A 24,486-nucleotide genomic window follows, 5' to 3' on the forward strand; every position below is an offset into this window, starting at 1 on the left:
GGGGGGGGGCGGGCGCTCGGAACGTTCACGCCCTCCGCGGACTCACAGCCGCTCGGGGGTGCGGATGCCCAGCAGCGCCATGCCCTGACTCAGGGTGCGGGCGGTCAGGTCGCACAGGAACAGCCGGTTCTCCACCGTCGCCTCGTCCCCGGCCTTCAGCACCGGGCACTGGTCGTAGAACGTCGTGAACAGCGAGGCGAGCTGGTAGAGGTACGCGGCCAGCTTGTGCGGCTCGTACGTCTCGGCCACGCCCTCGAGCGTCTCGGCGAACTCGTCCAGGTGCAGCCCCAACGCCCGCTCCGCCGGGGCCAGGGACAGTTCCGGGTGCGGGACGGGCCTGGCGTCGCCCGCCTTGCGCAGGATCGACTGGATCCGGGCGTAGGCGTACTGGAGGTAGACGCTGGTGTCGCCGTTGAGCGAGACCATCCGGTCCAGGTCGAAGACGTAGTCGCGGGACATCGAGGTGGACAGGTCCGCGTACTTCACCGCGCCGATGCCCACCTGGGCGCCGCGCTCGGCGATCTCCTCCTCGGTCAGGCCCGCGCCGCCGGACTTCTCCCGCACCACGGCCGTGGCCCGCTCCACCGCCTCGTCCAGCAGGTCCACCAGCCGGACCGTCTCGCCCTCACGGGTCTTGAACGGCTTGCCGTCCTTGCCCAGCACCGTGCCGAACGCGAGCTGCCGCGCGGCGCCCTCGGGCAGCCAACCGGCCCGGCGCGCGGTCTCGAAGACCATCTTGAAGTGCAGCGCCTGCCGGGCGTCCACCACGTACAGCAGGGTGTCGGCGCCCAGCTTCCCGACGCGGTCGCGGATGGCGGCCAGGTCGGTGGCGGCGTAGCCGAAGCCGCCGTTGGACTTCTGCACGATCAGCGGGACGGGCTTGCCGTCCGGGCCCTTGACGTCGTCGAAGAACACGCACAGCGCGCCCTCGGAGCGGACCGCGACGCCACTGGACTCCAGGTCCTTCACGACCTGCTGGAGATCGTCGTTGTACGCGCTCTCGCCGACCACGTCCTCGTCGCGGATCTCCACGTCGAGCTGGTCGTACACCGCGTGGAAGTAGATCATCGACTCGTCGACGATCCGCCGCCACATCTCGCGCGTGCGCTCGTCCCCGCTCTGGAGGAGCACCACCCGGTCGCGGGCGCGCTGCTTGAACTCCTCGTCGGAGTCGAACAGCGCCCGCGACGCCTTGTAGAGCCGGTTGAGCCGGGACATCGCGGCCTCGCCGCTCTCTCCGGCGGCGGCGCTCGGGCTGTCCGCGGCGTGGTCCAGCTCGTGCGGGTGCTCGATCAGGTACTGGATGAGCATGCCGAACTGCGTGCCCCAGTCCCCGATGTGGTGGCGCCGGATCACCTTCTCGCCGCGGTGCTCCAGGATCTTCACGATCGCGTCGCCGATCACCGTGGAGCGCAGGTGGCCGACGTGCATCTCCTTGGCCACGTTGGGCTGGGAGTAGTCGATCACCGTCGTGCCCGGGTGCTCCGCGTACGGCACGCCCAGCCGCTCGTCGGCCGCCCGCGCCGCCAGGGTCCCGATGATCGCCTCGTCGGCGACGGTGATGTTGAGGAAGCCCGGGCCGGAGACCTCGATCCCGGCGATCACCGGGTTCTCCTCGTCCCCGGCGGCCTCGGGCAGCCGCTCCACGACCTTCGCCGCCAGCTCCCGCGGGTTCCCCTTCAGCTTCTTGGCCAGCGCCAGCATCCCGTTGGCCTGGAAGTCCGCCCGGTCGCTGCGTCGCAGCAGCGGATCGGCGGAAGCGGCCTCCGGCAGGGCAGCCGAGAGGGCCTCCGCGACACGCTGGCGGACGGTGGCGGCAAGGGAAGGAACCGAGGCCATGAAAGGTGTGCCATTCCGTTGAGAGGGATTACCGGATCGGTCCAGTATCCCACGGGGGCACCGGCCGGGGCGCGCGCATATCACGCGCCGGGCTCTCCACGGGTCTGAAACAATGGAACCGTCATTCCCGACACCCGAGGTTCTGGAAAGGGACGCCAACCGTGGCTCAGAGCACCGAGACCGACTGGGTCTCCCGCATCGCGGACGAGGTCATTGCCGAGGCGGAACGCCGCGCCCCCGGCAAACCGATCGTCTGCGCCTCTGGCCTGAGCCCCTCCGGCCCCATCCACCTCGGCAACCTCCGCGAGGTGATGGTTCCGCACCTCGTCGCCGACGAGATCAAGCGGCGCGGCGTCCCCTGCGAGCACATCCTGTCGTGGGACGACTACGACCGCTTCCGCAAGGTCCCGGCCGGCATCGACCCCTCCTGGGCCGAGCACATCGGCAAGCCGCTCACGTCCGTGCCCGCGCCCGAGGGCAGCCGGCACCCCAACTGGGCCGAGCACTTCAAGGCCGCCATGATCGACGCCCTCGACCGGCTCGGCATCGAGGTGCGCGGCATCAGCCAGACGCGGATGTACACCTCCGGCGCCTACCGCGAGCAGATCCTCTTCGCCATGCGCGAGCGCGAGCGGATCGACGCCGTCCTGGACCGCTACCGCACCAAGGTCACCCCGGAGAGCGCGGCCAAGAAGCAGCAGAAGCCGATGGACGCCGCCGAGATCGAGGCCGCCGAGGGCTCCGGCGCGGCGGGCGAGGACGACGGCAGCGCCGGCAGCGCCGGGTACTTCCCGTACAAGCCGTACTGCACCGTCTGCGAGCGCGACCTGACGACGATCACCGCGTACGACGACGACACCACCGAGATGACCTACGTGTGCCGGTGCGGCCACGAGGAGACGGTGTCGCTGTCGGAGTTCGACCACGGCAAGCTCGTCTGGAAGGTCGACTGGCCGATGCGCTGGGCGTACGAGGGCGTGGTCTTCGAGCCCTCCGGCGTGGACCACCAGTCGCCGGGCTCCTCCTTCGTCGTCGGCGGTCAGCTGGTGAAGGAGATCTTCGGCGGCGAGCAGCCGATCGGCCCGATGTACGCCTTCGTCGGCATCAGCGGCATGGCGAAGATGTCCAGCTCCAAGGGCGGGGTGCCGACCCCGTCCGACGCCCTGGAGATCATGGAGGCGCCGCTGCTGCGCTGGCTGTACGCCCGCCGCAGGCCGAACCAGTCCTTCAAGATCGCCTTCGACCAGGAGATCCAGCGGCTCTACGACGAGTGGGACGCCCTGGAGCGCAAGGTCGCCGACGGGACCGCGCAGCCCGCGGACGCCGCCGCGCACCGCCGCGCCACCAGCACCGCGTCCCGCGAACTGCCCAGGACGCCGCACCCGCTGCCGTACCGCACCCTCGCCTCCGTGGTGGACATCACCACCGGGGACGAGGAGCAGACCCTGCGCATCCTGAGCGAGCTGGACCCGGAGAACCCGGTCCGTTCCCTGGACGAGACGCGCCCGCGCCTGGACTGCGCGCAGCGGTGGATCAACACCCAGGTCCCGGCCGAGCAGCGCACCCGCGTCCGCGAGGAGCCGGACACCGAGCTGCTGGCCTCGCTCGACGACACCCAGCGCGAGTCCCTGCGGCTGCTGCTGGACGGGCTGGACGAGCACTGGTCGCTGGACGGCCTGACCACGCTCGTCTACGGCGTGCCCAAGGTCCAGGCGGGTCTGACGCCGGACGCCAAGCCGACGCCGGAGCTGAAGGTGGCCCAGCGCGCCTTCTTCGCGCTGCTCTACAACCTCCTGGTCGGCCGCGACACCGGCCCGCGGCTGCCCACGCTGCTGCTGGCGGTCGGCGCGGACCGCGTCCGCAAGCTGCTGGGCGCCTGACGGCGCGGCACCTCGCCGGCACGGTGGGCCTGAGGGGCGGTCAGCCTCCCAGGCCCATCTCCTCGTTGTAGCGGTGCTTGAAGTCCCTCAGGTACCGGCGCAGGTGACTCTCGCTCAGCAGACCGCCCTCGATGCTGGTCACGCCGTGCTCGTCGTGGAGCACCTTGGCCAGCTCCCGGGCGTTGGGGTGCCTGCTGTTGTCGGCTATGAACTGCTGATAGGCCCGGTAGTAGACGTCCGTGTACATCGTGTCGTCCGGTATGCCGAGCGGTCCGTTGTCGTCCGGCTCCGGCGCCGGCACCACCGCCACCGGCTCGTCCGGCGGAAGCGCGGAGTGCGCGTACGCAGGCCGCGCTCCGGCGTGGCTCGGCTGCCCCATCGGGCGGCGGCGGCCCTGGGAGACCGGCACGGTCACCGTGGACCTGGACGGCGCGGCCTCGGCCGCGTACGCGGGAACCGGGACGGTCCCGACGGGCTCCGGACCGGTCTCCTCCGGCTCGACGGGCTCCGAGGGCGCCTCCCACTCCGGGGGCACGACCCCGCGCTCCCGCTCCTCCCGCGCCTCGTTCCGTACGGGCGGTGCCAGTTCGGGCACGGCCTTCTCCACGGCGGCCACCTCTCCGGCGGGCTCCCCGGCCGCCACGGTCGCCGCACCGCCCGTCCCCGGGACCGGCTGCGGTTCGATGCCGGCGGCGGCCAGTCCGGCCGGGGCGGTCTCCGACAGCGGCACCCCGTACCGCGCCAGCCGCAGCGGCATCAGCGCCTCCACCGGCGCCCGCCGCTTCCAGCCGCGCCCGTAGCGCGCCCGCAGCCGCGCCTCGTAGATCAGCCGGTCCTGTTCCATCCGGATGACCTGGTCGTAGGAGCGCAGCTCCCACAGCTTCATCCGACGCCACAGCCGGAAGGTGGAGGGGAACGCCAGCAGCCAGCGGGAGAGCCGCACGCCCTCCATGTGCTTGTCGGCGGTGATGTCGGCGATCCGGCCGACCGCGTGCCGCGCGGCCTCGACGGAGACCACGAACAGCACCGGGATCACCGCGTGCATCCCCACGCCCAGCGGGTCGGGCCAGGCGGCGGCGCCGTTGAAGGCGATGGTGGCGGCCGTCAGCAGCCAGGCGGTCTGCCGCAGCATCGGGAAGGGGATGCGGATCCAGGTGAGCAGCAGGTCCAGGGCGAGCAGCACCACGATGCCGGCGTCGATGCCGATGGGGAAGAACGGGGCGAACCCGCCGAAACCTTTCTGCTCGGCGAGGTCGCGGACGGCGGCGTACGACCCGGCGAAACCGATCGCCGCGATCACCACCGCCCCGGTCACGACCACGCCGACGAGTATGCGGTGAGTCCGTGTCAGTTGCACTGCTGTGTCCTCGCGAGGTCGTCGGCCGGATGCCCGCTCCCGGCCGGGACGGCGAGGGGAGCCGGGTGGGGGTCGGAGGGAAGACAGGGTACGCGGGGAGGGACGCGGACCTCCCCGCCGTTCGCTTCCCTACTCGAGCGCCTTGACGGCCTCCTTCGCCGCCTTCTCCGCCCCCTCGCGGATGTCCTTCGCGCTCGGGGTCTCGCCGGTCTCGAACCCGGCGCCCTCGTACTCCACGGTCACCACGACGTTGCCGTCGAGCGCCACGACCCGCTGCTCGCGGTAGTCCTCGGTCTTCTTCCCGTCCTTCTTCTTCGTCTCGAAGGATATGGACGTCGCCTGGTCCCCGACCCCGTCGAGCGGGACCTCCTTCACCTTCTCGTGCTCGCCGTCCCGCGAGACCGCGGCCACCTGCTGTCCGGCGTACTCCGCGGCGCGCTCGCTGCCGCTGCCGAGCGTCACGTCGGAGTCGAAGCGCTTGAGGGAGACGGTGAGCGCCCGGTACTGGAAGCCGTCCAGGCCGCTCCACAGGCAGGTGCCGTAGCCGTCGGCGTCCTCGGAGCCCAGGTTCTTGCCGGCCTCCTTCGCCTCGGGCACCACGTCCTTGATCGTCTTCTTGGACAGGGTCTTGCACGGGTCGGGCAGCGTGGTGAACTTCACGGGCGCCGGGCTGGGGGGCGCGCTGGAGGAGGAGACGCTGGGCGAGGGCTTGGCGGAGTCGTCCTCACCGGAGCCGCCGGAGCAGCCCGCGACCAGCAGCATGGGCACGGCGGCGCAGGCAAGCGTACGGACGGCGGTGCGCTTGGCGTTGTGGTGCATGGTTCCTTCGCTTCCGGATGTGCGGGGCGCCCGGAGCACGCCCTGTCGGACGGCACGGTACGCCACTCGGGGGACGGACACCGGAGGAAGCCTAGGACGGTCGCGGACCCCGCCGGGCGGCACGGCGGCGGGGTGTGTCCCTCGTCTCAGTCTCCGGCCCGGCCCGGCACCGGTCTCAGGCGTCGAACTCCCCGACGAGGTCCCCGGCCAACTCCAACGCCCTCTCCTGGAGTTCGGCGCTGTCGGGCAGCCCGCGCCGGTCCGTCACCCACTGCTCGTACTCGATCGTGACGATCACGTTCCCCGTGCGGAAGACCAGGGTGATGTCGCGGTGGACGCCCGAGTCGGCGGTGACCAGTTCGTCGTCGATGTACGCGGCGTCCCCGATGCCCTGCAACGAACGCGGCGCCAGGTCGGCGCCGGGCGTGGCCGACGGGGAGGCGCTCTCCGACTCCTCCGACTCCTCCGACTCCTCGGACTCCTCCGACTCCTCGGACTCCTCGGATGACTCGGGCTTCTCGGATGGCTTGGACTTCTCGGGTGACTTGGACGCCTCGGACTCCCCGGAGTCCTCGGACGCCTCGCCCTTCTCGGGCTCCTCCGTCCCCGAGGTCTTCTGCCCCGAGCCCGCCTTCTTCGCCTCCTCCGCGTCCTCGGCCGTCCCCGGCTCCGAACTCTCCTCCTCCGACGGCGGCGCGGTCGGGATCCCGGCCTCCAGCACCATGTCCTCGTAGAGGCGCGCCGCCCGCTCGTCGTCGCTGACGGCGGGGTCGTACGACACCACCCGCTCGAAGTCGACCAGGAGGTGACGGCTGCCCATGCTGGTCGAGCTCTTCCAGCGGCAGCCGACCCGGCGGTCGTTGTCGTAGGTGACGGTCTGTTCGCCCTCGTAGGCCGCCGGCCGCCCGTCGCCGTCCTTCTTCGCGGAGCCGTCCGCCTCCGCGTTCGGCAGCATCCTCCGCAGGAGGCCCGTGTCGACCGTCCCGCAGGGCTCGGGCAGGTCGCGGTACGTGCCGGGCGGGGCCGTGGCGGCCTCGGCGCTGACCGAGCCGGGCTTGCTGTCGGCCGCGGAGGCCCCCGAGCCGGAGCCTCCGGTGCAGCCCACGGAGCCGACGGTCAGTACGGCGGCGAGCACGGCGCCGGCGGCGTATCCCTTCCGCTGCACTGCCCATCTCCCTCGTCCGTGGGAACGCTCGAAAACGCGTTGCCGTCGCCCGGTGGCTTCGTAACACAATGTCTACCGCACGATGTCCCCCGCGCGCTCCGCGGGGACCTCCGCCCACTGAGGCATATGCAGTAGTACGTCCGTCTTCCGGGTGTGGACGTACGCGCTCTGTCCACGGCGTCCACGCGATCGGCGGAACGTGCCCACACTTTTCTCTCAGGGGGATGAACGAGCATGGCGTACACCGAAGTTCCCGGGGTCCGGGTGCCCATCCGGATGTGGACCGACCCCGCCACGGTCGAGGACGTCGCGATGCGGCAGCTCCGCAACGTCTCGACGCTCCCGTGGATCGAGGGCCTGGCGGTCATGCCCGACGTCCACTACGGCAAGGGCGCGACGGTCGGCTCGGTCATCGCCATGCGCGACGCGGTCTGCCCGGCGGCGGTCGGCGTGGACATCGGCTGCGGCATGTCGGCGGTGAAGACCTCCCTGACCGCCAACGACCTGCCCGGCGACCTCTCCCGGCTGCGCTCGCGGATCGAGCAGGCCATCCCGGTCGGCTTCGGCATGCACGACGACCCGGTGGACCCGGACCGCCTGCCCGACGCCCCGGCCTCCGGCTGGGACGACTTCTGGTCCCGCTTCGACGGCATCGCCGAGGCGGTCCGCTTCCGCCGGGAGCGGGCCGCGAGGCAGATGGGCACGCTCGGCGGCGGCAACCACTTCATCGAGGTCTGCCTGGACGACACCGGAGCCGTCTGGCTGATGCTCCACTCCGGCTCGCGGAACATCGGCAAGGAACTGGCCGAGCACCACATCGGCGTGGCCCGGAAGCTGCCCCACAACCAGGGCCTGGTCGACCGCGACCTCGCCGTCTTCGTCGCCGACACCCCGGAGATGGCGGCGTACCGCAACGACCTGTTCTGGGCGCAGGAGTACGCCAAGCGCAACCGCGCGATCATGATGGGCCTGCTGAAGAACGTGATCCGCACGGAGTTCGAGAAGGCGCGGCCGACCTTCGAACCCGTCATCTCCTGCCACCACAACTACGTGGCCGAGGAGCGCTACGACGGCATCGACCTGCTGGTCACCCGGAAGGGCGCGATCCGCGCGGGCAGCGGCGAGTACGGCATCATCCCCGGCTCGATGGGCACGGGCTCCTACATCGTCCGCGGCCTGGGCAACGCCGCGTCCTTCAACTCCGCCTCCCACGGCGCGGGTCGCAGGATGAGCCGCAACGCGGCGAAGAAGCGGTTCACCGCGCGGGACCTGGCCGAGCAGACGCGGGGCGTGGAGTGCCGCAAGGACTCCGGCGTGGTGGACGAGATCCCGGCCGCGTACAAGCCGATCGAGCAGGTCGTCGACCAGCAGCGCGACCTGGTCGAGGTGGTCGCGAAGCTCCGGCAGGTCGTCTGCGTCAAGGGCTGACGCGGCGGTGTCCGCGGGGCCGGACGGTCCCGCGGACACCGGACGTGACCGACGCCCCGGACGGCTTCCCCGGGACCGACCCCGCCCGGGCCCCGGGCGGGGTCGGCGGCTCAGGAGAGCCGCCGGGCCACCTCGGTCGCCCAGTAGGTCAGGATCATGTTCGCGCCCGCGCGCTTGATGCCCGTGAGCGTCTCCATGATCGCCGCGTCGCGGTCGATCCAGCCGCGCTCCGCGGCGGCCTCGACCATCGCGTACTCGCCGGAGATCTGGTACGCGGCGACGGGGACGTCCACCGCGTCCGCGATCCGGCGCAGCACGTCCAGGTACGGCAGCGCGGGCTTGACCATGACCATGTCCGCGCCCTCGGCGAGGTCGAGCGCCAGCTCGCGCATCGACTCCCGCGCGTTGGCCGCGTCCTGCTGGTAGGTCCTGCGGTCGCCCCGCAGGGAGGAGTTCACCGCCTCCCGGAAGGGGCCGTAGAACGCGGAGGCGTACTTGGCGGTGTAGGCCAGCAGCGACACGTCCTGGTGCCCGGCCTCGTCCAGCGCGCGACGGACGAAGCCGATCTGGCCGTCCATCATGCCGCTGGGCCCCAGCACGTGCGCGCCGGCGTCCGCCTGGACGCACGCCATCTCGGCGTACCGCTCCAGCGTGGCGTCGTTGTCCACCCGGCCGCGCTCGTCCAGGACGCCGCAGTGGCCGTGGTCGGTGAACTCGTCCAGGCACAGGTCGGACATGACGACCAGGTCGTCGCCGACCTCGGCGCGCACGTCGCGCAGCGCCACCTGGAGGATGCCGTCCGGGTCGGTGCCCGGCGAGCCGACGGCGTCCTTCTTGCCGTCCTCGGGCACGCCGAAGAGCATGATGCCGCCGACGCCCGCCGCCACGGCCTCGGCCGCGGCCTTCCGCAGGGTGTCGCGGGTGTGCTGGTACACGCCGGGCATCGAGGAGATCGCCACCGGCTCGCTGATGCCCTCCCGCACGAAGGCGGGCAGGATCAGCTCGGCCGGGTGCAGCCGGTGCTCGGCCACCATCCGGCGCATGGCCGGCGTGGTGCGCAGCCGCCGGGGGCGGACCACGGGGAAGTCCCCGTAGCCGCCGCCCCGCGCTCCGTCGTAGGTGCCCTTGCCGATCGTCACGATGTCCGTGCCCTTCTCCTCGTCGGCCGCTTCTCGCTCGGCCGCTGGACCGCCTCGCCGGCCTCGATCGCGGCGGCCCGGCGCTTGGCGCCGAACTCCGCGAGCGCCTCGGCCAGCTTGTGCACCGACGGCTCGGGCGCCATGACGTCCACGCGCAGCCCGTGCTCCTCCGCGGTCTTGGCCGTCGCCGGACCGATGCAGGCGATCACCGTCACGTTGTGCGGCTTGCCGGCGATGCCGACGAGGTTCCGTACGGTGCTGGAGGAGGTGAACAGCACGGCGTCGAATCCGCCGCCCTTGATGGCCTCGCGCGTCTCGGCCGGCGGGGGCGAGGCGCGCACGGTCCGGTAGGCCGTGACGTCGTCGACCTCCCAGCCCAGCTCGATCAGACCCGCCACCAGCGTCTCGGTGGCGATGTCGGCGCGGGGCAGGAAGACGCGGTCGATCGGGTCGAAGACCGGGTCGTAGGGCGGCCAGTCCTCCAGCAGCCCGGCGGCGGACTGCTCGCCGCTGGGCACCAGGTCGGGCCTGACGCCGAACTCCACCAGCGCCTTGGCCGTCTGCTCGCCGACGGCCGCGACCTTGATCCCGGCGAAGGCGCGGGCGTCCAGGCCGTACTCCTCGAACTTCTCGCGCACCGCCTTGACCGCGTTGACCGAGGTGAAGGCGATCCACTCGTAGCGGCCCGTGACCAGGCCCTTGACCGCGCGCTCCATCTGCTGGGGCGTGCGCGGCGGCTCGACGGCGATGGTGGGCACCTCGCTGGGCACGGCCCCGTAGGAGCGGAGCTGCTCGGAGAGCGAGGCGGCCTGCTCCTTGGTGCGGGGCACGAGCACCTGCCAGCCGAACAGCGGCTTGGACTCGAACCAGGCGAGCCTCTCGCGCTGCTCGGCGGCGGCACTGCGCTCGCCCACCACGGCTATCGCAGGGCGGCTGCCGCCCGGCGAGGGCAGCACCTTGGCGGCCTTGAGCGTCTGGGCGATGGAGCCGAGCGTCGCGGTCCAGGTGCGCTGCCGGGTGGTGGTGCCGTCGATGGTGACGGTCAGCGGGGTGTCGGGCTTGCGGCCCGCCGTGACCAGCTCGGCGGCGTGGGCGGCGACGGACTCCAGGGTGGTGGAGACCACCACGGTGGAGTCGCTGGCGCCGACCTCGCTCCACGCCCGGGTGTCGGCGGTCCGCGCGTCGAGGAAACGCACGTCCGCGCCGTGCCCGTTGCGCAGCGGCACGCCCGCGTAGGCGGGAACGCCCACGGCGTTGGCGATGCCGGGCACGACCTCGAAGGTGATGCCCTCGGCGGCGCAGGCGAGCATCTCGTCGGCCGCGTTGGCGTCGAGCCCGGGGTCGCCCTGGACCGCACGGACCACCCGCTTGCCGCCGCGTGCGGCCCGCATGACAAGATTTACCGCATCGTCGGCACGGGCGGAGTCTGTTGACGGGTCGTCACCTGCTGCCTGGAGCGGGGTGTCGACACCTGCCCGCACGTGCGCCCGCACGACGTCGTACACCTGCGGGTCGGCGACCAGTACATCGGCCTGTGCCAGCGCCTCCACGGCGCGCAGCGTCAGCAGTCCCGGGTCTCCGGGCCCGGCACCGAGGAAGGTGACGTGCCCTTGGGTGCCGTACGAGAGAGTGGTGGTGGGGCTCAATGTGCTCGCTCCCCCATCAGACCGGCCGCGCCCTTGGCGAGCATCTCGTCGGCGAGTTCGCGTCCCAGGGCCTGGGCCCGGGCGAGCGACTCGGCGGCGGACGCCGGTACGGAGCCGGTGGTGGACAGCTGCACCAGCGTGGTGCCGTCGGTGGTGCCGACGACGCCGCGCAGATGCAGTTCGGTGACATCCTGCCCCTCGTCCCGTACGTCGGCCAGTGCGCCCACGGGCGCGCTGCAACCGGCTTCCAGGGCGGAGAGCAGGCTTCGCTCGGCGGTCACGGCGGCCCGCGTGCGCGGGTCGTCGAGTTCGGCGAGTTGCGTGGTGAGGTCCTCGTTCGACGCCACGCACTCGATCGCCAGGGCTCCCTGGCCGGGTGCGGGCAGGACCGCGCTGGGGTCGATGAGTTCGGTGATCGCGTCCGCCATGTCGGCGCGCCGCAGGCCGGCGGTGGCGAGGACGACCGCGTCCAGCTCACCGGAGCGCACGAAGCCGAGGCGACGCTCGATGTTCCCCCGGATCGGCACGGTCTCGATGCGCCTGCCGAGCGCGCGCGCCCAGGCGTTGAGCTGTGCCATGCGGCGCGGCGAGCCGGTGCCGACCCGGGCACCGTCCGGAAGCTGCTCGAAGGTGAGGCCGTCGCGGGCGATCAGCGCGTCGCGCGGGTCCTCGCGCACCGGCACCGCGGCCAGCGCCAACTGCGGCGGCTGGGCGGTGGGGAGGTCCTTGAGGGAGTGAACGGCGAAGTCGACCTCGCCCGCGAGCAGCGCGTCGCGCAGCGCGGAGACGAAGACCCCCGTGCCGCCGATGCGGGAGAGGTGCTCACGGGAGACGTCGCCGTAGGTGGTGATCCCCACCAGCTCGACGGGCCGTCCGGTGAGCCGCCGGACCCGCTCGGCCACCTGCCCGGACTGGGCCATGGCGAGGGTACTGCCACGGGTGCCCAGCTTCAGAGGCCGGGAGGCGTTGGTGCTCATTGCCGCTCCTGTTCGGGGTTGCTGACAGCCGCGACGGTCTGTGGATCCAGATCGAACAACGTGCGCAGCGCGTCGGCGTATCCTGCGCCGCCCGGCTCGCCGGCGAGCTGCTTGACGCGCACGGTGGGCGCGTGCAGCAGCTTGTCGACGACCCGCCGTACGGTCTGGGTGATCTCGGCGCGCTGTTTGTCGTCGAGTTCGGGGAGGCGCCCTTCGAGGCGGGCCATCTCGGCCGCGACGACGTCGGCCGCCATGGATCGCAGCGCGACCACGGTGGGGGTGATGGTCGCGGCACGCTGGGCGGCACCGAAGGCGGCGACCTCGTCGGTGACGATTTCGCGCACCTTGTCGACGTCCGCGGCCATGGGTGCGTCGGCCGAGGCCTCGGCGAGCGACTCGATGTCCACCAACCGTACGCCCTCCATGCGGTGGGCGGCGGCGTCGATGTCGCGGGGCATGGCGAGGTCGAGCAGGGCGACCGGCTCGTCCTGGGAGACCGGGCGCGCGGCGAACGCGGCCTCCAGGTCGTCGGCCGTCAGCACGAGGCCGGTGGCGCCCGTGCAGGAGACCACGACGTCGGCGTGCGGGAGCTGCGCGGACAGCTCACCGGTGGGAACGGCGCGCGCCGTGAGCCCGCCGCCGTCGAGGCTCGCCGCCAGGCGCCGGGCACGTTCCAGCGTCCTGTTGACGATCACCAGTTCGGTGACACCGGCCCGCGCGAGCGTCGTGGCGGCGAGCGAGGACATCGAACCGGCGCCGATCACCAGGGCGCGTCTGCCGCGCGCCCACTCCTCGACCGGGCGACCGTCCGCGAGCTGTTCCAGGCCGAAGGTGACCAGGGACTGGCCCGCCTTGTCGATGCCGGTTTCGCTGTGCGCCCGCTTGCCGACCCGGAGCGCCTGCTGGAACAGGTCGTTCAGCAGCCGCCCGGCGGTGTGCCGGTCCTGCGCGAGGGCCAGCGCGTCCTTGATCTGTCCGAGGATCTGCCCCTCGCCGACGACCATCGAGTCCAGTCCGCAGGCCACCGAGAACAGGTGGTGGACGGCGCGGTCCTCGTAGTGGACGTACAGGTGGGGGGTGAGTTCCTCCAGGCCGACGCCGCTGTGCCGGGCGAGCAGGCCGGACAGCTCGGCCACGCCGGCGTGGAACTTGTCGACGTCGGCGTACAGCTCGATGCGATTGCAGGTGGAGAGCACCGCGGCCTCCGTGGTGGGCTCGGCGCCCACCGCGTCCTGGAGGAGCTTCCCGCGCGTCTCGGGCGCGAGGGCGGCCCGTTCCAGAACGCTCACCGGCGCACTGCGGTGGCTCAGTCCCACGACCAGCAGACTCATGCGCGTCCCTCGCTTCGCTCGGGCTGTTCGCCGTGCGGGAGACACGGGACGCGCACTGTAGCGGCTCGCTCGCTCATGCGGGCATCACGGCGGGCACGTCCCCGTCAGGTCCCGGCTCGGTTCCGTCGGTGCGGCGGCGCACGGTGGCGGCGGGCGGCGCCGCGGGCGGCGCGGTGTCCGCCGCGCTCTCGCCGGTCGGCTCCTCGCCCGCCTTGCGCTGCTCGTGGAAGGCGAGGATCTGCAGTTCTATGGAGAGGTCCACCTTGCGCACGTCCACGCCGTCGGGCACGGACAGCACGGTCGGCGCGAAGTTCAGGATGGAGGTCACCCCGGCGGCGACGAGCCGGTCGCAGACCTGCTGCGCGGCTCCGGCGGGGGTGGCGATCACGCCGATGGACACGCCGTTCTCCTCGATGATCGATTCGAGGTCGTCGGTGTGCTGCACCGGGATGCCGGCGACCGGCCGGCCGGTCATCGAGGGGTCCGCGTCGATCAGGGCGGCGACGCGGAAGCCGCGGGAGGCGAAGCCGCCGTAGTTGGCGAGCGCGGCGCCGAGGTTGCCGATTCCGACGATCACGACGGGCCAGTCCTGGGTCAGACCCAGTTCGCGGGAGATCTGGTAGACGAGGTACTCGACGTCGTAGCCCACGCCGCGGGTGCCGTACGAGCCGAGGTAGGAGAAGTCCTTGCGGAGCTTGGCGGAGTTGACGCCGGCGGCGGCGGCCAGCTCCTCCGAGGAGACCGTGGGCACCGAACGCTCGGAGAGCGCGGTGAGCGCCCGCAGGTACAGCGGAAGACGGGCGACGGTGGCCTCGGGGATCCCTCGGCTGCGGGTCGCCGGTCGGTGTGTTCGGCCAGTTGCCACGGTGCTCCTGCCGTCTGCGCGTAGCGGTGAGCGGCTCCGGTGGACACCTTCCGGACACTTGTCCGGACCGCTCAGTCCCGACCAGGCTATGTCTTTGTGAACGCGTGCACAAAGATGGTGTCCGCTTTGTCCGGTCAAAGTGACCGGCGCCACACGTGTCGTGCCGGCGTCACCCCCTCTTCACGCACTCCTCACATCCGCGTCCACGAGATCGCCCACGAGACCGGCCGCGAGATCGCCCCACAGGATCAGGGCGTGACCGGACGGCGGAAATCGGCCAGGACGACGGTCAGGACGACAGGGCCGCGCGCAGCCGCCGCGGGTCCACCCTCCAGAAGTCGTGCTGCGCCCCGTCCACGAGCACCACCGGGATCTGCTCCCAGTACTTGCGGTACAGCTCCTCGTCCTGGGTGATGTCCTTCTCCTCCCAGCGCGCGCCCACCTGCGCGCAGACCTCACTGACCACCGCGCGCGCGTCGTCGCACAGATGGCAGCCGGGCTTGCCGATGAGAGTCACGGTCCTCATGACCGCCATTGTGCCGCTCCCGGTCCCGGGGCGCCCGGGGCCGGACCGCCCCACCCCCTCCGCCCCGCCCTCCCCTGTTGGCGCACTCCCCGCCCCGGCGACATCCGCCTGTCACCGGAACCACCGCCGGCAGTGGATATGCTCGCGATATGGCCGCACTTGGATGGCTCCTCTCCCGCAGGCGTTCGGCGACGGCTCGCAGCGTGCTCGCAGGCGAGGCCGCCGCCGAGGCGGCGCGCAAGACGTCGCGGGAGGTCGACGAACTCGCCCCGGGCGAGCCGGGGAAACCGGCGGAACCGGAATTCCCGGTCCGCGGGGACGTCCGGGCCGCCGCCTTCTTCGACCTGGACAACACGATCATGCAGGGCGCGGCCCTGTTCCACTTCGGCCGCGGCCTGTACAAGCGGAAGTTCTTCGACACGCGCGAACTGCTCCGCTTCGCCTGGCAGCAGGCCTGGTTCCGGCTGGCGGGCTCGGAGAACGCCGAGCACATGCAGGACGCCCGCGACAGCGCGCTGTCCATCGTCAAGGGCCACCGGGTCTCGGAGCTGATGGAGATCGGCGAGGAGATCTACGACGAGTACATGGCCGACCGGATCTGGCCGGGCACCCGCGCCCTGGCCCAGGCCCACCTGGACGCGGGCCAGAAGGTGTGGCTGGTCACCGCCGCGCCCGTGGAGACGGCCACGATCATCGCCCGCCGGCTGGGACTGACCGGCGCGCTGGGCACCGTGGCCGAGTCCGTCGACGGCGTCTACACCGGGCGTCTGGTCGGCGAGCCGCTGCACGGCCCGGCGAAGGCGGAGGCGGTGCGGGCGCTGGCCGCCGCCGAGAACCTGGACCTCTCGCGGTGCGCCGCCTACAGCGACTCGGCCAACGACATCCCCATGCTCTCCCTCGTCGGGCACCCCTACGCCATCAACCCCGACAGCAGGCTGCGCGCCCACGCGCGCGCCAGGGGCTGGCGGCTGCGCGACTACCGGACCGGCCGGAAGGCCGCGAAGGTGGGCATCCCCGCGGCGGCCGGGGTCGGCGCGGTGGCGGGCGGCGCCGCGGCGGCCGTGGCGATCCAACGCCGTCGCCGCTAGAACGGCGTCGACCGCCGGGAGACCTCTGCCGACCACATGCGCGCGGCGAATCGATCGCAGAGTGACACGAATCGATCGATTCGCATACCTCGTTCGCTGTTCGAACCGCCGAAAACGCGTAACAGAGAGAACCCAATCGGCGATTTCGGCAACTAGGTGTAGCACCGCCTGTACGAAGCGTTATTCTCCTCAGACGCAATCCGGTGTCCACACGCCCTTGTGACGGGCGGACGGTCCCGCACTGCACGTGATGGAAGCTCTGCCTCTGGGAGTCCCGTGTACCCACACGTCGGGGTTGACGCCTCGGGCCTGGCTGCGCTGCGCACAGCGGTCATCCACCAACTGCGCGCAATCGTCCCCTCCGCGTACGCCGCCCCCGCCCTCGCCGCACCTGTCCCCACAGGCCCCGTCTACGCCCTGGCCGAGAGAGCCGCCGCGAGCGCCGCGCCGATCGGCCGGCGCGCCCACGCCGCGACCGCCTCGGGAGCCGCCCGACGACCGGTGGCCGACAGCGACAGCCGTCGCATGATGGACCTCGTCGAACGCGCCCAGGCCGGCGAGGCCGAGGCGTTCGGCCGCCTCTACGACCAGTACTGCGACACCGTCTACCGCTACATCTACTACCGCGTCGGCGGCCGGGCCACGGCCGAGGACCTCACCAGCGAGACGTTCCTGCGCGCCCTGCGCCGGATCGGCACCTTCACCTGGCAGGGCCGGGACTTCGGCGCCTGGCTGGTCACCATCGCGCGCAACCTGGTCGCGGACCACTTCAAGTCGAGCCGCTTCCGCCTGGAGGTCACCACCGGCGAGATGCTCGACGCCAACGAGGTGGAGCGCAGCCCGGAGGACTCCGTCCTGGAGTCGCTCTCCAACGCCGCCCTGCTGGAGGCCGTGCGCAAGCTCAACCCGCAGCAGCAGGAGTGCGTGACGCTCCGCTTCCTCCAGGGCCTGTCGGTGGCGGAGACCGCGCGGATCATGGGGAAGAACGAAGGCGCGATCAAGACCCTCCAGTACCGGGCCGTGCGGACGCTGGCGCGCCTGCTCCCGGAGGACAGCCGATGACCGAGAGTGGTCGTCCGCATCCCCACGGTCAACCGGGCAATCACATCATCCGCAGGGCGTAACCCACCGTGCCCGGTGGTCGTTGTGCGGGTTGCAGACTCCCCACGGTCCCCCGTGCCCGGGCGGAAGCGTCCGCCCGGCCGTGTCCGGACAGGCCGTGCAACCTTCCTGTGAGGTCGGGAGTCGACCGTGCTGACGAGAGGAGGTGCCGCCCGTGATGGGAGCCGTATCGCCGAGCCGGCGGGCCAACGCCTTCGCCCAGGCTCTGGACGAGCGCGAGCCCGAGGGCGCGGCGGCCGACCGGTCCGGGGGCGCTGTCCCGGCCACACCGGACACCCCGGTCGGTCCTGCGGACCCGAGCGGGACGGCGGAGAGGCCGGACGAGCAGACGGCACTGCTGTCGCTGACCGACCGGCTGGTGTCCCTGCCGAGACCGACGATGGCCCCCGACGTCAAGGCAGCGCAGCGGGCCCGGCTCATCGCCGCCATGGAGAGCGCCTTCGCCGAGGGCGGCCAGGGTTCCCCGGTGCCGGATCAGCGCGCCTCCTCCCGCTCGGGGCGCAAGGGAGCCCACCGCGCCTCCCCCCTCGGCCCGTTGGGCAAACTGCGCCCCAGATCCCGGCTCACCCAGGGGCTCGCGGCGGGCGGCCTGGGCGTCGGCGTCGCCGCCGGTGCCTTCACCGGAGCCGCCGTGGCCAGCACCGACGCCCTGCCCGGTGACACCCTCTACGGCCTCAAGCTGGGCATGGAGGACCTCAAGCTCGATCTCGCCGACGACGACGCCGACCGCGGCAGGGTCCACCTGGACCACGCCTCCAAGCGGCTGAACGAGGCGCGGCGCCTGCTGGAGCGCGGCCGCTCGGGCCACCTGGACCACGAGTCGGTCGGCGAGATCCGCAGGGTGCTCTCCCGCATGCACCACGACGCTGCCGAAGGTCACCGACTGCTCAGCGGGGTGTACGAGCGGGACGGCTCGATCGGCCCGATCCGCACGCTGTCGTCCTTCTCCGAGTCCCACGGGACCGTGTGGGAGCAGCTGCGCCACCGCCTCCCCGCCCAGCTGACGGACGTGAGCGACGAGGTCAGCTCCGTCTTCGACGCCATAGACGACGAGGTCACCCCGCTGCGGTCCCTCCTGAGGTCCACAGCGGACGGCGAGGAGTCCACCGACGGCCACGCCGGCAGCGACGACCGCGCGGACGGCGACCGCCCGATCCGGCCCTCCTCGCCCGTACCGGGCGGTTCCCCGGACGGCCATCGGAGCGACGGCGGGCAGCCCAGCCCCTCCGGCTCCCGGACGGACGAGGAGAAGGGGGGCCTGCCCGCTCCCGGAGACCTGCTGGACCCTCCCTCGGCCACGGACGGCACACCGTCCGCCCCCGGCGCCGACACTCCCGGCCTCCCCGAGCCGGACATCACCATCCCGCCGCTCATCCCGGACATCCTGCCGGGCCTGGGCATCGACGGCGGCGACGCCGACTGACGGTTCGGCGGGCGGCACCCCCGGAGTGCCGGCCGCCGAACCCTCGGCCCGGAGCCGCGGGAGAGCCTCGGCGGAAGGCCCCTCAGAAGAACACCGACCGCCGCCGCACCAGCAGCCTGTAGAGGGTGTGCTGGATCGTCTCGCGCACCTGGTCCGTCAGGTTGAACATCAGCATCGGGTCCTCGACCGCCTCCGGCGGATAGTCGTCCATCGGGATCGGCTCACCGAACTGGATCGTCCACTTCGTCGGCAGCGGCAGCATCCCCAACGGCCCCAGCAGGGGGAAGGTGGGCGTGACGGGGAAGTACGGAAAGCCGAGCAGCCGCGCCAACGTCTTCAGGTTGCCGACCATCGGGTAGATCTCCTCCGCCCCGACGATCGAGCAGGGCACGATCGGCACCCCCGCCTGCAACGCCGTGGAGACGAACCCCCCGCGTCCGAAGCGCTGGAGCTTGTAGCGCTCCGAGAACGGCTTCCCGAGGCCCTTGAAGCCCTCCGGCATCACCCCGACGATCTCGCCCCGCTCCAACAGCCGCTGGGCGTCCTCCGCGCACGCCAGCGTGTGTCCGGCCTTCCGGGCCAGCTCGTTGACGACCGGCAGCACGAAGACCAGGTCGGCCGCCAGCAGCCGCAGGGCCCGCCGCGCCGGATGGTGGTCGTGCACGGCGACCTGGAGCATCAGCGCGTCCAGCGGCAGCGTCCCGGAGTGGTTGGCGACCACCAGCGCGCCGCCCTCGGACGGGATGTTCTCGATGCCGAGCACCTCGACCCGGAAGTACTTCTCGTACAGCGGCCGCAGCAGCGACAGCAGCACCTGTTCGGTGAGCTCCGCGTCGTAGCCGAACTCGTCGACCTCGTACTCCCCGGTGATCCGCCGCCGCAGGAACGCCAGACCGGCCGCGATCCGACGGTCCCAGTCGTCCCCGGCGTCCGGCCGCGGCGCCTCGCCCTCGAAGGGCGTCTCCCGGCCCCGTACGGGCCCTTCGGGCTCCTTCTCGGGCCCCGGCGCGGGTTCGGGCTCCGGCACGGCGGCCAGCGGCGTCTGACCGCCTTCCTGAGCGCTCTGGGGGGTCGGACGGCCGTCCTCCCCCGTACTGCGGCGGCGACTCGCCGAGCGTCCCTTGGCCGCTCGTCCGACGCCACGCGAGCGGTCGTCGTCGAACGGGATGACCTTGGCGTCAGCCATGGCGGACGACCTCCTCGATGCGGTCCACGGCGTGTGCGAGTGTCTCGGGCGGCAGCAGCCCCGGGCCGTGGCTGCGCGCGAAGTCGGCGAAGGTCTCGGCCGTGGTGTACTTCGGTTCGAAGCCGAGGACCTCGCGCATCTGCGTGGTCTCCACGACCCTGCCGTGCGTCAGCAGCCGGATCTGTTCGGCCGAGAAATCCGTGATCCCCACCGAGCGCAGCGCGGTCCCGGTCCACCGGATGGCCGGCAGCAGCAGGGGCAGCGTCGGCTTCCCCAGCCGCCGCGCGGCCTGGGAGAGCAGCAGGACCCCGTCCCCCGCGATGTTGAACGTTCCCGCGTTGAGCGTGCCGCGCCGCGGCTCCCCGGCCGCCAGCCGCAACACCTCCACCACGTCGTCCCCGTGGACGAACTGCAGGCGCGGGTCGTAGCCGAGGACGGTCGGCAGCACGGGCAGTCCGAAGTACTCCGCGAGCGGCGTGTCCGCGCTCGGGTCGAGGATGTTGGCGAAGCGCAGCACCGTCACGGCCACGTCGGGACGGCGGCGGGCGAACCCGCGCACGTACCCCTCGACCTCCACGATGTCCTTGGCGAAGCCGCCGCCGGGCAGCGCCTTGGGCACCGTCGTCTCGGTGAAGACGGCCGGATCGCGGGGCGAGGACCCGTAGACGTTCGTACTGGACTTCACCACCAACCGCTGCACGGACGGGGCCTTCTGGCACGCGCCCAGGAGCTGCATCGTGCCGATGACGTTGGTCTCCTTGACCGACGCCCGGCTGCCGCGCGGCAGGAGCGGTATCCCGCTGACGTCCAGGTGGACGACGGTGTCCACGCCGTGCTCGGCGAGCACCCCGGCGATGGCGGGTTGCCGGATGTCGATCCGGACGAACTCGGCGCCGCCGAGGTGGTGCGCCGGCGGCAGGGCGTCCACACCGACGACCCGGTCGACGTCGGGATCGCGCAGGATCCGCCGTACGAAGCGCCCGCCGAGTTGCCGGGCGACTCCGGTGACGAGCACGACCTTGCCCAACGGATGCTCCCTCTCAGCGCTCTCGACGCGCGGCGACCGCTCCCGGAAGAGCCCGTGCCCGGGCCCGGCGGCCCCTCGCACTGGTTTCGCCCCGGTTCCACCGCCACCGTATCGGGTGGGTGCGGCCCTGCGGCGGAACGCCACCGCCCTCCCACCGACACGGCGGTGGGAGGGCGGTGATCAGTGTGCGGCGCGCCCGCTCACTTCTTGTTGCGGCGCTGCACGCGTGTGCGCTTGAGCAGCTTGCGGTGCTTCTTCTTGGCCATCCGCTTGCGCCGCTTCTTGATAACAGAGCCCACGAACTTACCCTCGCTCACTTCGTCACTCGGTGCGGGGCGTCCGAGCCCACACGACCTACATCGGCCCAGACTACCCGGCGCCGAGTGATGCTCGTGACACGAGGGGTCCCCAAGCCCCCGCTCCACGCCGACTACGCGCTCTTCTCCACCCCCACGTAGGACCCGCGGAGGTACTCGTGGACGGCCTGCTCCGGCACCCGGAAGGACCTGCCGACCCGGATCGCCGGCAGATGACCGCTGTGCACCAGGCGGTACACGGTCATCTTGGACACTCGCATCACCGCGGCGACCTCCGCCACGGTCAGGAACACAACCTCGTTCAAAGGCCTCTCGGCAGCAGCCATGTCACACCTGAACCTTCCGCACATGTCGGGCACCGGCTTCCCCTCCGGTGACTCCTGCTCGCATGCGCGCTCCTCCCCAGATTAGGGGCGGGTGATGCAAGTGGGGAAGAGGAGTAGCCATCGGCCCCCTAATGTGACAGACGGGAACGATTGAGCACATAGCGAGCAATCGGACGGTAGTGGTCCGGAAGCGCGGAGTCATCCATCGGGACCGCCACGCGCACCTTGCCCTCCGCCTCTCCGACGAACACCGCGGGATCGTCCGTATCGGCCGGTCCGATCGCCTCGAAGCCCAACTGACCTGCGCCGCAGACCCATCCGTGGTCCCCGATCACCAGTTCCGGCAACGGCCCGCCGGCGGCAGCGGCGGCGTCGAGGACCGTCCGTACGGGCAGGGGCGAGTGAGAGTGTGCGCCCGGCGCATCGGGAACGGGACGCACCCCCGCCTCGTGGATCAACGCGACTCCCCGTACGTACCGGAGGCGGTACGGACGTACGCCGAACCCGGTCGTTATGTCGATACGTCTACCCTGCGCCGGTGTGAGCACAAGGCATCCCGCCGCCGAGAGCGCCCTGGCCAAAGGGGCGTAGAAGCCCAGGAGACGGTGGGGGTGTCCGGTCCCCAGCAGCACCGGCGAGCGGTGCCGGGCGGCCCTGCCCAACCGCTCCGCGAAGGCGTCCAACGCGGCGATCGTCCGCTCCGGATCGACCGTGTCCGGACCGGACACGCACCCCGGGTCCGGCGACACACCGCAGCTGCGGGCCATCAGCCCGACCAGTCGCGGGACCGTCCACGCCTCCTCCGGCTCCAGGCCGAGCAGCGCCCGCGGATCCCCCGCGGCGAAGAGCCGGTACCGACCCAGACTCTTCTCCCGAGTGGTCGCGATGGGCCCCGCCAGCCGGGCCTCCAGCAGATGCGCGCGCAGGGCGTCGACGCTCGACACGCCTCTCATCGCAGCATCCTCGCGGACCGGCGGCGCCTCGGACCGCCGAAATCCCCGAGAACCACCCTCCGGACGGCTGTGCGGCGTCCGGCCCCGCGGTCACGGCAACAGCCCGTGCAGGGGGTACACCGCACGCCGTGTGGCGAGCACCGCCTGGTCCAACGCGCTCGCCGGGTCGTACCCCGCCTCCCAGCCCGACCACACCGGCTCGCGGCCGTCCGTCATCCGCCGCGGGGCGTCCAGGCGTGTCTTCGCGTACACCTGCCGCCGCCAGTCCTCCGGGATCATGGTCTCCGGCGGAATCGGCTCGCCCGCCGCGATCGCCACCAGGTGCGTCCAGGCGCGCGGCACGACCTCGACGACCGCGTAACCGCCGCCGCCGAGCGCCACCCAGCGGCCCTGCGCGTACCGGTGCGCCCAGTCGTGGCAGGCCTCGGCGGCCACTCGCTGGGCGTCGACGGTCACCGCCAGGTGGGCGAGGGGGTCCTCGATGTGCGTGTCCGCGCCGTGCTGGGTCACCAACACCTGCGGACGGAAGGCGGCCAGCAGCTCCGGCACCACGGCGTGCAGCGCCCGCAGCCAGCCGCCGTCCGAGGTGCCGGGCGGCAGCGCGATGTTCACCGCGCCGCCCTCCGCCTTCTCGCCACCGGTCTCCTCCGGCCAGCCCGTCCCGGGGAAGAGCATGCGGGGGTGCTCGTGCAACGAGATCGTCAGCACCCTCGGGTCGTCCCAGAAGGCCGTCTGCACTCCGTCCCCGTGGTGCACGTCCAGATCCACGTACGCGACCCGCTCGGCTCCCAGTTCCAGCAGCCGGGCGATGGCCAGGGAGGCGTCGTTGTAGATGCAGAAACCGGCGGCCGCGCCCGGCATCGCGTGGTGGAGCCCGCCCGCGATGTTGACGCCGTGCAGCGCCTCTCCCTGCCAGACCGCCTCAGCGGCCCCGACGGACTGCCCGGCGATCAGCGCCGAGACCTCGTGCATCCCCTCGAAGGCCGGGTCGTCCTCGGTGCCGAGGCCGTACGTCCCGTCCGCCGACCGGGGGTCGGCCGACACCCGGCGCACGGTGTCGATGTAGTCGGAACGGTGCACGAGTCTCAGGGTGGAGTCGCCCGCCGCCGCGGCGGCGACCACCTTCAGGCCGGAGGCGCCGGGCAGTTCGAAGGCCTCGACGAGCCTCATGGTCAGCCCGAGCCGCACCGGGTCCATCGGGTGTCCCGACCCGAAGTCGTAATCGGTGACCGCCTCGTCCCACATCAACCGTGCGCCGCCGCTCATACCCGTCACCGTATCGGTCGCGCGGGGGAACCACACGGTCGCCTACGCCACATCAGAGCCACTTCGGAAGGGCGGCTCGGGTGTTCGGGCCAGCAGTGCGGGCAGCTCCTCCATCTCCGAGAACAGCGCCGTGGCTCCCGCCAGCTTCTCGCCCGGCGTCATCGCGGTGAAGCCGTAGACGTCCATCCCGGCGGCGACGGCCGCCCGCACGCCCAGGGGACTGTCCTCGACCACGGCGCAGCGCTCGGCCGGCACCCCCATCACCTCGGCGGCGTGCAGGAACAAATCCGGTGCGGGCTTCCCCCGTCCCACGTCCTGCGAACTGAAGATGCGCTTCTCTCCGAACCGGTCGTACAGCCGCGTCTTCCGGAGCGCCACCCGGATCCGTTCGTGACTGCCCGACGAGGCCACGCAGTACGGCACACCCTCGGCCTCCAGCCCCCGCAGCACCTCGTCGACGCCGGCGACCGGCAGCAGATCACGCCGGAAGGCATCGAAGACGCGCCCGTGGAAGACCTCGTCGAATTCCTCGGGAAGCCGCCGGCCCGAACGCTCCAGAATCAGATCGTGGATGCGGTGCACGGCGGATCCCATGTAATCCCTGATGGATTCCTCGTACGTGGTCGGGTGTCCCAGCTCGGTCAGATAAGCAGCGAGAATCCGATTGGATATCGGCTCACTGTCCACGAGAACGCCGTCGTTGTCGAAGATCACCAGGTCGTAGCGCATGGACCACTCTAACCTGGACATACGGAAAAGCCCCGTCGGTTCGATACCCGACGGGGCTTTTCCTCACGAATTGTTCG

At 71.8% G+C, this 24,486-nt stretch carries 22 protein-coding genes; 5 read left to right on the forward strand and 17 right to left on the reverse strand.

Features of this window, described 5'->3' with window-relative positions; translation table 11 throughout:
• Positions 1-42 precede the first annotated feature (42 nt).
• Positions 43-1,839, reverse strand: a complete 1,797-nt coding sequence (gene argS, locus ABD335_RS00340) for an arginine--tRNA ligase (protein WP_344319938.1) — start codon at positions 1,837-1,839, stop codon at positions 43-45.
• Positions 1,840-2,000: 161 nt separating this feature from the next.
• Between argS and lysS the strand changes: the two genes are divergently transcribed.
• The gene (gene lysS / locus ABD335_RS00345) at positions 2,001-3,719 is read left to right on the forward strand and encodes a lysine--tRNA ligase (RefSeq protein WP_344319939.1); all 1,719 of its coding nucleotides are present in this window, start codon (positions 2,001-2,003) and stop codon (positions 3,717-3,719) included.
• 40 nt (positions 3,720-3,759) lie between these two features.
• On the opposite strand, the gene ABD335_RS00350 is transcribed toward lysS, so the two are convergent.
• The 3 genes from ABD335_RS00350 to ABD335_RS00360 all read right to left on the reverse strand — a co-directional run bounded on the left by ABD335_RS00350 (position 3,760) and on the right by ABD335_RS00360 (position 7,060).
• Positions 3,760-5,040: a DUF2637 domain-containing protein gene (locus ABD335_RS00350; RefSeq protein WP_425583505.1), complete on the reverse strand. Its 1,281-nt coding sequence runs from the start codon at positions 5,038-5,040 to the stop codon at positions 3,760-3,762.
• Positions 5,041-5,205: 165 nt separating this feature from the next.
• Complete coding sequence (locus ABD335_RS00355) at positions 5,206-5,895, reverse strand: DUF3558 family protein (RefSeq protein WP_344319940.1); 690 nt, start codon at positions 5,893-5,895, stop codon at positions 5,206-5,208.
• Positions 5,896-6,070: 175 nt separating this feature from the next.
• On the reverse strand, positions 6,071-7,060 hold the full coding sequence (locus ABD335_RS00360; protein ID WP_344319941.1) for a hypothetical protein: 990 nt from the start codon (positions 7,058-7,060) through the stop codon (positions 6,071-6,073).
• 234 nt (positions 7,061-7,294) lie between these two features.
• Between ABD335_RS00360 and ABD335_RS00365 the strand changes: the two genes are divergently transcribed.
• Positions 7,295-8,488, forward strand: a complete 1,194-nt coding sequence (locus tag ABD335_RS00365) for an RtcB family protein (protein WP_344319942.1) — start codon at positions 7,295-7,297, stop codon at positions 8,486-8,488.
• A 110-nt stretch (positions 8,489-8,598) separates the two neighbouring features.
• Here the strand turns inward: ABD335_RS00365 and hemB are convergent, their stop codons facing one another.
• The 6 genes from hemB to ABD335_RS00395 form a co-directional block, all read right to left on the reverse strand.
• On the reverse strand, positions 8,599-9,627 hold the full coding sequence (gene hemB, locus ABD335_RS00370) for a porphobilinogen synthase (protein WP_344319943.1): 1,029 nt from the start codon (positions 9,625-9,627) through the stop codon (positions 8,599-8,601).
• The gene (locus ABD335_RS00375) at positions 9,624-11,273 is read right to left on the reverse strand and encodes a bifunctional uroporphyrinogen-III C-methyltransferase/uroporphyrinogen-III synthase (RefSeq protein ID WP_344319944.1); all 1,650 of its coding nucleotides are present in this window, start codon (positions 11,271-11,273) and stop codon (positions 9,624-9,626) included. The genes hemB and ABD335_RS00375 overlap by 4 nt, the downstream gene beginning before the upstream one ends.
• Positions 11,270-12,250, reverse strand: a complete 981-nt coding sequence (gene hemC / locus ABD335_RS00380; RefSeq protein WP_344319945.1) for a hydroxymethylbilane synthase — start codon at positions 12,248-12,250, stop codon at positions 11,270-11,272. Before hemC ends, ABD335_RS00375 begins: the two co-directional genes overlap by 4 nt.
• A complete protein-coding gene (locus ABD335_RS00385; RefSeq protein ID WP_344319946.1) occupies positions 12,247-13,581 on the reverse strand; it encodes a glutamyl-tRNA reductase in 1,335 nt (444 codons plus the stop codon). Before ABD335_RS00385 ends, hemC begins: the two co-directional genes overlap by 4 nt.
• Positions 13,582-13,654: 73 nt before the next feature.
• Positions 13,655-14,446 carry a redox-sensing transcriptional repressor Rex gene (locus tag ABD335_RS00390; protein ID WP_344319947.1) on the reverse strand — a complete coding sequence of 264 codons (792 nt, stop codon included), beginning with the start codon at positions 14,444-14,446 and terminating at the stop codon, positions 13,655-13,657.
• A 289-nt stretch (positions 14,447-14,735) separates the two neighbouring features.
• Positions 14,736-14,981, reverse strand: coding sequence for a glutaredoxin family protein (locus ABD335_RS00395; RefSeq protein WP_425583506.1), 246 nt, complete (start codon positions 14,979-14,981; stop codon positions 14,736-14,738).
• 140 nt (positions 14,982-15,121) lie between these two features.
• On the opposite strand from ABD335_RS00395, the gene ABD335_RS00400 reads away from it, so the two are divergent.
• The 3 genes from ABD335_RS00400 to ABD335_RS00410 all read left to right on the forward strand — a co-directional run bounded on the left by ABD335_RS00400 (position 15,122) and on the right by ABD335_RS00410 (position 18,605).
• Positions 15,122-16,060 (forward strand): HAD family hydrolase, encoded by a 939-nt coding sequence (locus ABD335_RS00400; RefSeq protein ID WP_344319949.1) that lies wholly within the window; start codon positions 15,122-15,124, stop codon positions 16,058-16,060.
• 276 nt (positions 16,061-16,336) lie between these two features.
• Complete coding sequence (locus ABD335_RS00405) at positions 16,337-17,122, forward strand: ECF subfamily RNA polymerase sigma factor, BldN family (protein WP_344319950.1); 786 nt, start codon at positions 16,337-16,339, stop codon at positions 17,120-17,122.
• Between the two features lie 214 nt (positions 17,123-17,336).
• Complete coding sequence (locus tag ABD335_RS00410) at positions 17,337-18,605, forward strand: DUF5667 domain-containing protein (RefSeq protein ID WP_344319951.1); 1,269 nt, start codon at positions 17,337-17,339, stop codon at positions 18,603-18,605.
• 82 nt (positions 18,606-18,687) lie between these two features.
• Here the strand turns inward: ABD335_RS00410 and ABD335_RS00415 are convergent, their stop codons facing one another.
• The 7 genes from ABD335_RS00415 to ABD335_RS00445 form a co-directional block, all read right to left on the reverse strand.
• Positions 18,688-19,791 (reverse strand): lysophospholipid acyltransferase family protein, encoded by a 1,104-nt coding sequence (locus ABD335_RS00415; protein WP_344319952.1) that lies wholly within the window; start codon positions 19,789-19,791, stop codon positions 18,688-18,690.
• Entirely contained in the window at positions 19,784-20,818 is a 1,035-nt protein-coding gene (locus ABD335_RS00420; protein WP_344319953.1) for an NAD-dependent epimerase/dehydratase family protein, read from the reverse strand. The genes ABD335_RS00415 and ABD335_RS00420 overlap by 8 nt, the downstream gene beginning before the upstream one ends.
• Positions 20,819-21,018: 200 nt before the next feature.
• Positions 21,019-21,117, reverse strand: coding sequence for a 30S ribosomal protein bS22 (locus ABD335_RS00425; RefSeq protein ID WP_003948845.1), 99 nt, complete (start codon positions 21,115-21,117; stop codon positions 21,019-21,021).
• 131 nt (positions 21,118-21,248) lie between these two features.
• Positions 21,249-21,461, reverse strand: a complete 213-nt coding sequence (locus ABD335_RS00430) for a helix-turn-helix domain-containing protein (RefSeq protein ID WP_344319954.1) — start codon at positions 21,459-21,461, stop codon at positions 21,249-21,251.
• Positions 21,462-21,589: 128 nt separating this feature from the next.
• The gene (locus ABD335_RS00435; RefSeq protein WP_344319962.1) at positions 21,590-22,405 is read right to left on the reverse strand and encodes a phosphatase; all 816 of its coding nucleotides are present in this window, start codon (positions 22,403-22,405) and stop codon (positions 21,590-21,592) included.
• Between the two features lie 99 nt (positions 22,406-22,504).
• On the reverse strand, positions 22,505-23,680 hold the full coding sequence (locus ABD335_RS00440; protein WP_344319955.1) for an acetoin utilization protein AcuC: 1,176 nt from the start codon (positions 23,678-23,680) through the stop codon (positions 22,505-22,507).
• Positions 23,681-23,722: 42 nt separating this feature from the next.
• Complete coding sequence (locus tag ABD335_RS00445; RefSeq protein WP_344319956.1) at positions 23,723-24,409, reverse strand: HAD family hydrolase; 687 nt, start codon at positions 24,407-24,409, stop codon at positions 23,723-23,725.
• Positions 24,410-24,486 lie beyond the last annotated feature (77 nt).

The sequence above is a fragment of the Streptomyces macrosporus genome (genome assembly GCF_039533145.1).
GTDB lineage: Bacteria > Actinomycetota > Actinomycetes > Streptomycetales > Streptomycetaceae > Streptomyces > Streptomyces macrosporus.